The sequence below is a fragment of the Cystobacter fuscus genome (genome assembly GCF_044360685.1).
GTDB lineage: Bacteria > Myxococcota > Myxococcia > Myxococcales > Myxococcaceae > Cystobacter > Cystobacter fuscus_C.
This window is the reverse complement of the sequence record NZ_CP043491.1, coordinates 11512347-11524524: the sequence shown is the minus strand read 5'-3', so window position 1 is coordinate 11524524 and position 12178 is coordinate 11512347. Positions and strand designations below refer to the sequence as shown.

At 69.9% G+C, this 12178-nt stretch carries 9 protein-coding genes; 4 read left to right on the top strand and 5 right to left on the bottom strand.

Going from position 1 to position 12178, the window contains the following annotated elements; genetic code table 11:
- Positions 1-449 precede the first annotated feature (449 nt).
- A complete protein-coding gene (locus F0U63_RS47165; protein ID WP_395841788.1) occupies positions 450-2072 on the top strand; it encodes an ATP-binding protein in 1623 nt (540 codons plus the stop codon).
- On the opposite strand, the gene F0U63_RS47160 is transcribed toward F0U63_RS47165, so the two are convergent.
- Entirely contained in the window at positions 2020-2814 is a 795-nt protein-coding gene (locus F0U63_RS47160; RefSeq protein WP_395841786.1) for a GNAT family N-acetyltransferase, read from the bottom strand. The genes F0U63_RS47165 and F0U63_RS47160 overlap by 53 nt on opposite strands.
- 101 nt (positions 2815-2915) lie before the next feature.
- Here F0U63_RS47160 and F0U63_RS47155 point away from each other — a divergent pair, with 101 nt between their 5' ends.
- A complete protein-coding gene (locus F0U63_RS47155; RefSeq protein WP_395841784.1) occupies positions 2916-3374 on the top strand; it encodes a hypothetical protein in 459 nt (152 codons plus the stop codon).
- A 126-nt stretch (positions 3375-3500) separates the two neighbouring features.
- A complete protein-coding gene (gene gyrB / locus F0U63_RS47150) occupies positions 3501-5957 on the top strand; it encodes a DNA topoisomerase (ATP-hydrolyzing) subunit B (RefSeq protein WP_395841782.1) in 2457 nt (818 codons plus the stop codon).
- A gap of 327 nt (positions 5958-6284) precedes the next feature.
- Here gyrB and F0U63_RS47145 read toward each other — a convergent pair whose 3' ends face one another.
- Together F0U63_RS47145 and F0U63_RS47140 are read right to left on the bottom strand one after the other, a co-directional pair.
- A complete protein-coding gene (locus F0U63_RS47145) occupies positions 6285-8858 on the bottom strand; it encodes a protein kinase (RefSeq protein ID WP_395841780.1) in 2574 nt (857 codons plus the stop codon).
- Between the two features lie 164 nt (positions 8859-9022).
- A complete protein-coding gene (locus F0U63_RS47140) occupies positions 9023-9769 on the bottom strand; it encodes a hypothetical protein (protein ID WP_395841778.1) in 747 nt (248 codons plus the stop codon).
- A 257-nt stretch (positions 9770-10026) separates the two neighbouring features.
- On the opposite strand from F0U63_RS47140, the gene F0U63_RS47135 reads away from it, so the two are divergent.
- Positions 10027-10542: a hypothetical protein gene (locus F0U63_RS47135; protein WP_395841776.1), complete on the top strand. Its 516-nt coding sequence runs from the start codon at positions 10027-10029 to the stop codon at positions 10540-10542.
- A gap of 103 nt (positions 10543-10645) precedes the next feature.
- Here F0U63_RS47135 and F0U63_RS47130 read toward each other — a convergent pair whose 3' ends face one another.
- Positions 10646-11764 carry a LysM peptidoglycan-binding domain-containing protein gene (locus F0U63_RS47130; protein ID WP_395841774.1) on the bottom strand — a complete coding sequence of 373 codons (1119 nt, stop codon included), beginning with the start codon at positions 11762-11764 and terminating at the stop codon, positions 10646-10648.
- A 4-nt stretch (positions 11765-11768) separates the two neighbouring features.
- Positions 11769-12092 carry a hypothetical protein gene (locus F0U63_RS47125; RefSeq protein WP_395841772.1) on the bottom strand — a complete coding sequence of 108 codons (324 nt, stop codon included), beginning with the start codon at positions 12090-12092 and terminating at the stop codon, positions 11769-11771.
- Between the last annotated feature and the right edge of the window lie 86 nt (positions 12093-12178).

Genomic DNA, 12178 nt, shown 5'->3' with positions numbered 1-12178 from the left:
GGAAGAAACCGCGTCCGAGTGAATCCGGCCGGACGCGAGCACCGGGTGTGAAAGGGGGACGGAACGCCCGAGTGGAAAAGCCTTGGTCTGGTCTCTGGGAGAGAGGGCCTTTACAGGGCCCGGGCGTGTGAGGCCTTTCCGGCCGGGCGTTCCGATGAGGACAGGGACGGGGCGCGGTCGCGGTTCCTGACGGGCCTCTTCCAGACTTTTTTTCAGGCTCCGGCGCCGCCGGCTCGCGAGACGTTCACCGGGGAGCGTTCCAGGACCGGGGGGGTTGCTTCCTGGCGGACGACGCGGAAGGGACCCGCTATAGGCTTGTCCTCGGGTCCAAGGCGTGGAGTTGCGAGCATGTACATCCAGCGATCCCTCTTGCGTGAGGACGAGGTGCCCCGGGCGGGCGTGCGCCTCGGGACGGGTGCCGGCCAGGGTTGGGGGCCGGGGGCTCGTGGATGACGGCGCCCCTGCGCGTCCTGCTGGTGGCGGGAGAGCCGAACGACGAGGCTCGGGTGGTGGAGGCCCTGCGCGAGGGCGGCCACGGTGAAATCCAGGCGTGCGTCGTGCGCACCGCCGGGGAGCTGGGCACGGCGCTGGAGCGGGGGCCGTGGGAGGTGCTCGTGTGTGGCGAGGGCCCGCCGGGCCTCGACGCCGTGGCGGTGCTGGACACCCTGCGCGAGCGCGACCTGGAGATTCCGCTCCTGGTCCTCTCCGAGCACCTGGACGAGCGCGGGGCCGGGGAGGTGATGAAGGCGGGGGCGCGGGATTGCTTCTCCCGGGCGTGCCTGGGCCGGCTGCCGGCGGTGGTGGCCCGCGAGCTGAAGGTGTCGCGCCTGCGCCGCGAGCGCTCGCTGATGGCGCGCGTGGGCGAGGTGTTGGCCGGCTCGCTGGACTTCCAGGAGACGCTGCAGCAGGTGGCGCGGCTGATGGTGCCGGAGCTGGCGGACTGGTGCTCCGTCTACGCCCCCGACGACAAGGGGCAGCTCGAGCTGGTGGTGCTGGCGAACGAGGATCCCGAGTGGGTGGAGCGGGGCCGCGACCTCGACCGGCTCTTCCCGCTCGTGCCGGAGGCCACCTCGGGCTCCGCGCTGACCTGGCGCACGGGCCAGGCGCAGTGGGTGCCGGAGCTCCGGGGCGAGCATCTGCTGGCCTGGGCGCGCTCGCCGGAGCACCTGCGCGTGGTGACCGGGCTGCGCTTGCACTCGGCCGTCTGCGTCCCCCTGCGGGGGCGGCGGGAGAGCCAGGGGGTGATGACCCTGTTCGCCACGGGAGACCGGGCGGGCTTCACGGCCGAGGATCTGTCGCTCTTCCAGGACGTGGGGCGCCGCGCCGCGCTCGCGCTGGAGAACGCGCGGCTCTACCGCGAGGCGCAGGAGGCCATCCACCTGCGCGATGACTTCCTGGCCGTGGCCGCGCACGAGCTGCGCACGCCGCTGACCACACTGGGGTTGCAGCTCGGCTCGCTCGTGCAGCGCTCGCGGCGCGAGTCCCCGGCCCTGTGCGAGCGGCTGGAGCGGGGGCTGCGCCAGGTGCGGCGCCTGGGCACGCTGGTGGAGTCGCTCCTGGACGTGTCGCTGTTGTCCACGGGCGAGCTGCCCCTGTCGCCCGAGCGGGTGGACCTGGGCGAGCTGGTGGGCGAGGTGATGGAGCGCTTCCAGGCGGAGGCCGAGGCGGTGGGCTGTGGGCTGCGGGTGAGCGTGGCGTCGGGGCTCGTCGGCCAGTGGGACCGGATGCGCGTGGAGCAGGTGGTGTCGAGCCTGGTGGCCAACGCCCTCAAGTTCGGTCCGCGTCAGCCAGTGGTGGTGCGGGGCGAGGAGGCCGGGGGCCGGGTGCGCGTGGTGGTGGAGGACCAGGGCATCGGCGTGCCGGCGGAGCACCTGGAGCGCATCTTCGAGCGCTTCGGGCGGGCGGTGTCCTCGCGCTCGTACGGGGGCCTGGGGCTGGGGCTGTACCTGGCGCGCCGCGCGGCCGAGGCGCATGGCGGCCGCATTTGGGCCGAGCAGCGCCCGGAAGGCGGGGCGCGCTTCATCCTGGAGCTGCCCCTGGATCCGCCTGCCCGGCGCGGCGCACCCAGTTGACCCACGTCCCCAGGTGCCGGTAGCCGATGCCTCGGTACATGCTGACGCCCTCGTCGGAGGACTGGAGGACGGAGGCGACGCGGCCGCGCGCGAGCGCCTGGGCGTGCAGGGCCTCCATCACCCGTGCGCCCAGGCCCCGGCGGCGCGCGTCGGGGTGCGTGGCGACCATGTACACGCCCGCGGTGTCGTCCAGATCGAGCGCCAATCCCGCGGAGAGCACCCGGCCCGCCTCGCGCACGAGCACCCCGTGCAGCGGCACGTCCGGCGGCGATTCACCCCCCCAGACGCCCAGGAAGTCCATGACGCCCGGGGCGTAGCAGCGCATGTTGAGTTCAATCACCTCGCGCGGGTCGTCGGAGGACTCCAGGGAGAGCCCCGGGGGGAGGCGGGAGGGCGGGGCGGGCGCGAGGCACAGGCCCATGGCGGGCATGCCGCCCTCGGGCGTGTAGCCGGCGGCGGCCAGGGCGGACTCGGCGTGCGAGTCCCCCGGGGTGACGAGCACGCGCCAGGCGGGCACCCCCTGGTCGCGGTACCACGCCTCCAGGAGGGGCAGGGCGGGCGCGAGCGCCTCCGGGTGGGCGTACAGCACCTGTTGCTGGAAGAGGGGGACACCCCGGCCGGGCAGGCACAGGGCCCGGACTCCTGGCAGCTCCAGTCCACGCAGGGCCGTGGTGCGCGTCTGCATGCCCTTGAGGGCCAGCAGATTGGCGCGCAGCCGCGCGGTGAGTTCAGCGTCCGTCATGGGGGCTCTCCTGGGCGGCGCGGGCGCTTCCGGGTGGACAGTGCGGGCGGCGGGAAAATACCCGGCGGGCCCTCGGGGAGGGTAGGGTGCAGGCTGCTCGCATGGAGCCCCGCTTCTACGCCTTCGATCCCCGCTTCTCGCGCCGCGCCTTGTTCCTGGGCGCGTGCGTGCTGGCCATCCTCAGCGCCTGGGCCCTGGCGGATGCCCGCTCACAGGGCAATCCTCCCCTGGCCGTGGCCCGGGCGGGCGTCACCGGAGGATTGATGCTCGTCTTCGCCTTCGCCTGGCATCGCTTGCGGCCACGGTCAGGCTGGGGCGTTACACTCAGTGCTCGGGGCGTGGAAGTGGCTCGTCCCTTTTCCACCGGCCGGCTTCAGTTGTCCTGGGGGCAGATCGACTCCGTGCGGCGCATTGGCCGCCACGGCGAGGTGCTCGGCCTGTTCCTCGACGAGGGGGGACGGGTGCTCGTCACCCGGCACCTCTTCGCCTCCAAAAGCACCTATGGCGAGCTCGCGTCCGCCCTGGAGGAACGCAAGCCCGCCCCCCGGTTCGACGCCTAGCGTCATTTCGGGACATTTCGTGAATCTTTTCCACGCCTTGCGTGTTCTCCACATTCTTGTCCGGGGTATCTTCCAATGGTAGGCACCCGGGCTTCCCGACCTGTGATTTCCGAAGGATCTCCGCACATGGAAAACCTCCCCACCCCCGCCACCCCGGCGGCTCCGTCGTCGTCCGGGGACTATGACGCCGGTGCCATCACGAAGCTGGAAGGCGCGGAGGCCGTCCGCAAGCGGCCGGGCATGTACATCGGCGACACCGTCTCCTACGGGCTGCACAAGCTCGTCTACGAGGTGGTGGACAACTCCGTCGACGAGGCGCTCGCGGGCCACTGCACGGACATCGAGGTGGTCATCCACGTGGATGGCTCGCTGTCGGTGCAGGACAACGGCCGCGGCATTCCGGTGGGTCCGCACCCGGATCCCAAGTTCAAGGGCAAGGACACGCTGGACGTGGTGCTCACCGAGCTGCACGCGGGCAGCAAGTTCGGCAACGGCGCCTACAAGGTGTCCGGCGGTCTGCACGGCGTGGGCGTCACGTGCGTGAACTTCCTGTCCGAGTGGTTCAAGGTCCGCATCCAGCGCGGCGGCAAGGTGTACGAGCACTCGTACGCGCGCGGCGTGCCGCAGGACGCGGTGACGGTGGTGGGCGAGACGGACAAGCGCGGCACGCTCATCTCGTTCAAGCCGGACCCCACCATCATGGAAGTGGTGGACTTCAACTTCGAGACGCTCAGCCAGCGCATGCGCGAGCTCGCGTTCCTCAACGCCGGCCTGCGCATCGTCATCCGCGACATGCGCATCGGCAAGGAGCACGAGTTCAAGTTCGACGGCGGCATCGTGTCCTTCGTGGAGTACATCAACAAGGCGAAGGAGGCGCTGCACGACAAGCCCATCCACTTCAGCACCGAGCGCGAGGGCCTGGCGCTGGAGATCGCCCTGCAGTGGAACGATGGCTACGACGAGCGCATCTACACCTTCGCCAACAACATCAACACGCACGAGGGTGGCACGCACCTGTCGGGCATGAAGGCCGCGCTCACGCGCACGCTCAACACCTACGCGGAGAAGAGCGGCGTGTGGAAGGACCTCAAGGAGACGCCCACCGGCGAGGACGCGCGCGAGGGTCTGTCCGCCGTCATCTCCGTGAAGCTGTCCAACCCCCAGTTCGAGGGGCAGACGAAGACGAAGCTGGGCAACAGCGAGGTCAAGGGTCTGGTCGAGCAGATGGTGAATGACCAGCTCGCCACCTTCCTCGAGGAGAACCCCATCGTCGCCAAGAAGATCGTCATGAAGATTGGCGATGCCACGCGCGCGCGCATCGCGGCGCGCAAGGCGCGCGAGACGGTGCGGCGCAAGGGCATCCTCGATGGCGGCTCGCTGCCGGGCAAGCTCGCCGACTGCCAGAGCCGCGACCCGAGCGAGAGCGAGCTGTACCTCGTCGAGGGTGACTCCGCAGGCGGCTCGGCCAAGCAGGGCCGCGACCGGCGCAACCAGGCCATCCTTCCCCTGCGCGGTAAAATCCTCAACGTGGAGAAGGCGCGCTTCGAGAAGATGCTCACCAGCGCGGAGATCGTCACGCTCATCACCGCGCTCGGCACGGGCATCGGCCGCGAGGATTACGATCCCACCAAGGCGCGCTACCACCGCATCATCCTGATGACGGACGCCGACGTGGACGGCAGTCACATCCGTACCCTGCTGCTCACGTTCTTCTACCGGCAGATGCCGGAGCTCATCCAGAGCGGCTACCTCTACATCGCCCAGCCGCCGCTCTACAAAGTCACGCGCAACAAGAAGGACCTGTACGTCAAGGATCAGCGCGGCCTCAATGACTACCTCTTGCGCATCGCCTCGGATCACTCGCGCGTGGTGACGCCGGGCGGGGAGCTGGGCGGCTCGGAGCTGCGCTCGCTCCTGGAGAAGGTGCTCACCTACGAGGAGCGCCTGGAGAAGCTGGCGGCGCGGCGGGACGCGCGCGTGGTGGACGCCCTGGTGCAGGGCTGCGACCTGAACGTGGCCACCCTGTCCAACGAGGCCCTGCTCGCCGAGCAGGTGACCCAGCTGCGCGCCCACCTCCAGCTGCGCATGCCGGACACGCTCGGCCGTCTGGACGCCACCATCGTGGACGACCCCGAGGCCCAGGCGAAGAAGCTGGTGGTGAAGACGGACATCAACGGCGGCCTGCGCCAGTCCGTGTTCGACCACGCCTTCCTCTCCTCGCCCGAGTACCAGGAGCTGGTGAGCCTGCACGACGCGTTCGCCTCGCTGGGCAAGGCGCCCTACAAGGTGAAGGTGGGCGATGGCGAGGTGCTCGCCCTGTCCGTCCAGGAAGTCCTCGAGGCCGTACGCAAGGACGCCCAGAAGGGCCTCGGCCTGCAGCGCTACAAGGGTCTGGGCGAGATGAACCCCGAGCAGCTCTGGGAAACCACCATGAACCCGGCCACCCGCACGCTCCTGCAGGTGCGCGTCGAGGACGCGGTGGAGAGCGATGAGATCTTCTCGCTCCTCATGGGCGAGGCCGTCGAGCCGCGGCGCGAGTTCATCGAGCGCAACGCCCTCAACGTGCAGAACCTGGACATCTGAGCCGCTCGCCCCCCCGCTTCCCTCCCTCTCGAGGGAGCGGGAGGCCCCAAAAGACATGTGGGCCCGGTGCCATGAATGGCTCCGCGCCCACGTGCCTTTCCCGTCCTTGTTGAACCTGATCGCCTCACCGCCGCGAGCAGGCCCTTACGGAAGGAATCCTTCGGTTTTCGAAGGACCCGGTGATCCAGGCCCTTCCAACAGAGTATGCACCGTTTCGTTGAAAAGCGGTGCTCAAAGTAGGCTCGGCTGGTGGGCGCTTGGGCGCTCGTGTCGGATGGCGTCAGCGCCTGTCCGCCTGCTCCCTACCCCGTCCCGGGGGCAGGGGGCTCAGCGCGGGGCGTCGCGCAGGGCGTCGGCGCGCTCCTTGCGGGACATGGCGGTGACGTCGACGATGTCCACCTCGAAGGCGCCCGCGTTGTCCTCCACCCGGACATCCGGGAAGGCGCAGCGCAGGGTGTCCGCGCCCGTCAGCTGGAAGCGCTTGCCCGACTCGAGCAGACGGTGCACCCGCCGGGCGGACTTCTGGTTGCTCTCCACGCACAACACGCGGCGGGTGCGGCCGGTGGGGCCCACGCGCAGCTCCGCGACGTCATCGCGCACGGTGAGCATGTAGACGGCGTCCGGGTTGAGCCCGCGCAGGACGAACTGCTGCTCGGGGGCGAGCACCAGCGCGTTGCGGGTGGCCTCGAAGGTGAGGCTGCGCGGCGCGACGAACTGGGACTGGCGCAGGTTCACCCGCACCGAGCCGCTGTTGTCCGCCAGGTCATCGTCCAGGAGGAAGACATGCAGCCGGCGCACGCCCTTGAGCGTGCGCGTGGACGAGCCGAGCAGTCCGAAGGTCTCGTCCGCGGTCAGGTCGTCGCCCTCGGCGAAGTAGGCGAGCGTGCTCGTGGCCCCGCCCCGCCCGGAGGCCAGCGAGGCGCTGCCGTCGATGCTGACCGCGTAGGCCACCCGGGGGTTGAGCTCGAGCGAGGCCGTGGCGAGCCCGTCCACGACGAAGGCGTTGTAGCGCGGGCGCAGGACGAACAGCCGCGTCGGGTAGTCCACCTGGTTGCGCGACAGGTCGGGCTTCTCGGGCGCGGCAGTGGGCTCGGGCGCGGGGGGCGGCGCCTGCGGCGGGGGCTGCTCCTCGAGCGGCTCGAACACCGCGTTCAGGGTGGGCTTGTCGATGGCGGTCGGGGTGAAGCGCTTGGTCCACGTCCGGTAGCCCGGCAGCGTGAGCACGAAGGTGCTGGCCTCATTCAGGGGCACCCCCGGCACGAAGAGCGGCGTGACGCCGGGCACGTCCTGGCCGTTGAGCTTCACCGAGGCGCCCGGCGGCGTGGAGGTGAGCCACAGCGTGCCGACGTCCTCGTCCTTGCCCTTCTTGGGCGAGACGAGGAGGTAGACGAGGCCGAGCAGCGCGAGGGCGAACAGGGGGATGCTGAGCTGGCGCACCATGCGCCGTTGCCGCGCCTCGCGCGCCTTCTCCTCCAGCGCCCGTTGCTCGCGCGGCTCGCCCTGGGCGCCCTCCACGCTCGTGACGTGGGTGACCGCCGGCAACTGGATATCGAGGGGGGTGTTGTCGTTCGACTCGTCCGGGCTCTCGAGGACGCGGGCGGCCGTCGCCGGGCTCGCCATCGTCTCGGGCGCCGGGGCCTCGCGCGGGGCGGCGGCGGGGGCGCGCACGCCGCCCGCGCTCGTCACCCGGCGCCCCGTGGCCGAGTTGACGGCGCGCACGCCACTCGGCTGCGAGGGCCGGGCCACACCCGGGGAGCCCGCGCGTGACGACGGGGGGCGCGAGCCGGGGTTGCTCAGCATCGGCCCGCTGATCTCCCCGGACGCGGCGCCGGAAGCGGGCCTGGAGCGGGGACGGCTGGTGCCCGCCGGGGCCGGACGGGGCGCCCCGCTCGCCTGGTGCTGCCACTCGGCCAGCTGCTCGAGGAAGGCGGGCGTCACCTCCACCCGGCGGCCCTCGGCCGCGAGATCCTCGGCGAACAGGTGGCCGAGCAGCTGCGACGCCATGCTGGGCGAGAACCGGGGCCAGGCGGAGTAGAGCTGCTCGCGCAGCGCCTCGGCGAAGGCCTGGGCGGTGGGGTAGCGCTGCTCGCGCTCGAGCGCCATCGCCGTGGCGAGCACCAGCTCCACCTCGGGGGTGATGGCGGGGTTGTGCGAGGAGGGCCTGGGGTAGTCGCCGGCGAGCAGGCGCGGCAGCACGGTGACGAAGTCGCCGTCATAGGGGCGGCGGCCGCACAGCATTTCGTAGAGCACCACGCCCACGGCGAACGTGTCCGAGCGCGCGTCCAGATCCTGCTCGCCCCGGGCCTGCTCGGTGGAGAAGTACGGGTACTTGCCCTTGACGGTGCCCGGCGAGGTGCTGCCCTCCACGAGGCTCGTCGCCTTGGCGATGCCGAAGTCGATGACCTTGACCTGGCCCTCGTAGGAGATGAGCACGTTGTCCGGGGACACGTCGCGGTGCACCAGCCCCAGCGGCTCGCCGTGCTCGTCCAGGTGGCGGTGGGCGTAGTCCAGCCCGTCGCAGATCTGCGAGGCGATGTAGAGCGCCAGGGGAATGGGCAGCGACGGGAGGCCCGCGCGCTGGGCGCGGCGCAGAACCTTGGACAGCGGCTGGCCGTGCACGAACTCCATGGCCAGGAAGTAATGGCCGTCGATCTCTCCGAAGTCGAAGACCTGGGCGATGTTGCCGTGGGTGAGCGCCGCCGCCACGCGCGCCTCGCTGATGAACATCTCCACGAAGGCGGGGTCATCGGCGAAGTGGGGGAGGATCTGCTTGATGACCACCGGCTTGGTCACCCCCGCCGCGCCCTTCATCGTCGCGCGATAGGTGACCGCCATCCCGCCCGAGGCGAGCTTCGACACCAGTTCGTATCTGCCAAAGTCCCGGGCTGCGTTGGGGGCCACGTTGCGCGTCGTGTCGTTGAGGGGGAATCCGGAGGTCCAGCATACCTCGCTTCGCTCAAATAATCGCGAAACGGCAGGGGGACCCCGGCCCGGGTGCGTCGGCGCGGGGGGAGACGGGGGGGAGGCGCCTGGGCCCGCCTGTTCCCCCGCCTGCCCCCGGCCCCTCACTTCTGCGAGGCGGGGGGCACGGCCTGGACCACGGGCCCGGAGGGGCTCGGGATCAGGGTGAGCGTGGGGGCCTGGCCCGGCTTCTGGGTCTGGCGCAGCGCCGCCACGGCCGCGTCCACCACGCTCTGCCCGACGATGTTGCTGAGCGCGAGCCCCAGGCAGATGCTCTTCATCGCCGCGTCCATGTCCTGATCGCGCAGCCGGGAGATCTCATTGGCCAGGTCCAGCTTCTCCTCCGTCGTCACGTTCTGCATCATCGTGAAGGCGAGCTGGGGCAGGGCGGTGGAGATCTGACTGAACTCCAGGTCCTTCATCGTCTTGGCCATCCGCTCGGCGCGCACGGTGGCGCGCGCGCGATCCACGGCCCGGTCCGTGGCGGAGAGGATGATCTGCAACAGCGCGCTCGGTCCGATGGAGATGTCGTTGTTGCCCGAGCGCAGGGTGAAGGCCGAGGAGCGCAGGATGCTCATGGCGCCGAAGCCGGCGAGCAGCGTGTAGCCGATGCGGTGGGCCGCGTTCTGATCCCCGAGGGGATCCTGGTTGTTCACCGTATTGAGGGCCAGCAGGGCGACGACCGAGGCGAGCACATTGATGGCCGTGTAGAGCACGGCGTGCCGGTTGCGAATGGCCTCGTAGGGGTTGTCCTGATAACGCGAGACGAGCTCTCCAATGCCCACGCAGGCGCCGATGAGGGCCACCGCGAGGTACTGCAGCGATATTTCCAGCACTCGCACCCAGTCCACGGTTTCTTCCTCCGGTAGGGGGCCCGTGTGGGGGGCCGGAGTGGGATCCTAGCGCGTGTCCCGTGGGAGCCCATGCGACGCCAGGGTGGGGTCAATGGGGTCTTCTGGGGTGTTTTCGGCGCGGCGCCGCTGGAGGGCGGACAGGCGAGCGGGCCGGAGGGCCGACAAATCGGCCTCGCAGCGTACCCTCTTGATCTGACACTGCACATCTGTGCAGATAAGGGGCATCACGCAGCACGCGAAGGGAAGCCCCGACCATGTTCGACGCGACGGAAAACGATCCTATCTCGCCCGCGATGAGGGCGCTGCTCGAGGTGTTCTCCACGGAACTGTCCGAGGTGAAGTTTCCGGACGTGGACACGGAGGTGTTGGAGGAGGGGGCGAGCCGGGTGAGGGAGCAGGCGGAGGCGGTGGCGCGGGCGCAGGCGGCGCTGGAGGCGGCGCGCCAGGCGCTGGCGGACAGCCAGGACGCGCTGTTGCAGAAGGGGCAGCGGGCGCTGGCGTACGCGCGGGTGTTCTCCGAGGAGGACGCGGAGCTGAGCGCGAAGCTGGAGGCGATCAGCCTGCCCAAGCGGGGCGTGCGGGTGGAGACGGGCGTGGCGCCCGAGGCGAGCGCGCAGAACGAGGAGAACTCGCCGCGCCGCCGGGGCCGTCCGCCGAAGACGCGCCCGAGCGCGCCGCTGTTCAACGAGGGCAGCGCGCCCGAGGCGGCCGTGGCGGCCGAGCCGAGCGTGAGCGCGGCGGCGGTGACCCCGCGCCCCGTGGCGGCGTGAGGGCGGACTTCCGGACGGTGTCTGGAGCGTCGGGCCTGGGACTCCTTGGGAGCCCGGGCCCGTTTTCTTGGGTGCCTCGCTCCAGCACGGAACCCGGGTGTCGCTAGCCGCCCTTCCTCATCTTCGAGAGGAACAGCTCCGCCGTCCATTGACTGACGTTGTAGTACAGCTCCCAGAGCGAGTAGCCGAAGAGCTGTGGACCGGGTTTGCTGATGATGGCGAGCACCTGATCCCGACGGCCATTGGAGGCCATGTAGGCCAGGGCCGAGTTGAAGATCAAATCCACGAGCCGCGATTGATTGGAGAGATGGGCCCGCTGGATGAAGCGCGGATACCGTTGGGCGACGCCGTCGGACGTGGACTGGTAGTAGTCCGTCAGGTTCTGGGCGACGCTCCGGGAGAGGTTGAGCACCATCGCGTACGCGTCCGCATTCCCCGCGGTGTCCTCCGGGCTGATGAATTCCGTGTACTTCTGTTGGAGCCTGCCCGCGTCGACCCGGCTGGCCAGGTCATGGACGGATGCCTTGCTGCTCAGGACGTACTCGGCCACCACGCTGCCGAGATCGCCCGCGTACGTGGCCGCCGCCATGTTGGACTTGAGGTGGACGATTCCTCCGAGTGACAGGGGTGTGGGGTGGTTGCCCGCATCGAGCCCCGCGAACAAATGGCCGAGGTCCACCTCGCTCCCCTTGATCTTCATCACCTTGTGCTTGCGCAGGAAGTCGCGCGAGGCGGCCAGCTCTGGCGAAGCCCAGCTCCGGGGTTCCCGGTCCGCGGCGGCGCCTGGGATGAGGAGGCTCCAGGTTCCTCCACCCACGACGACCCCGAGGATGGTCCGAGCGGGCGCTCCATTGGGATAGTAGATGAGCCGGAAGTCCGTGATGCGCCGCTTCAAAGAGCCGTGCCCCTCCGTGATCGCCGCCTGCTCGAGCTTGGAGAGGTGGTGCAGGTACTGCTTGAAGGGGTCGTCGGTGGACTTCGCGGGGGCCTTCTGGGGTTCCACCTTGAGCGGCTGCTTCTGGCCCGATGGCGAGGTGTGGGGCTTGGACTTCTGGTCAGGGATGGCGATCCGGTCCCCTGGTTGAATGAGCGCCGGATTGGGACGCAGCTTGCGCAGTGCTTGGTTGGCCGGGTCTTCGTAGATGGGATGCCAGTCGGCGAAGCCGTGAGTCCTGGCGATGGACCAGATTGAATCGCCCTTCTTGACGATGTGGGTCTTCATCCACTCACTCCCCATTGCAGTCGCTTGAACACGTGCACGGCTGCTCCTGGCAGCGAGCCTTGAGTTTGCCGCAGCAGAAGGCGAGCTCCACTCCCGAGGAGAGCCGGGCCCGGAGCAGGTGGGGCCCTCGCAAGGGGTTGATCACTTCGAATCCCCGGAACTCGACCGAGCTTCCCAGCTCCTCTGGGGAGAAGCCCTGGGGCTCGATGGAGATACCCAGCCCGCGTTGGGTGTCACTGTCGGGAAAACGGCCCGTGGTCTTCGCCGCCTGGAGATAGAGGAGCGCGTCCATCTTCATGTCGCACTCCTCATCGAGGTTGGTGGACACGGGCGCTCCTGGCCCATGGTCGCGCTGCGGCGTGCAACCGAGCAACTCTCGGAGTTGCTCTGGAGTCTGGAGGGCGGTGAGTGGCA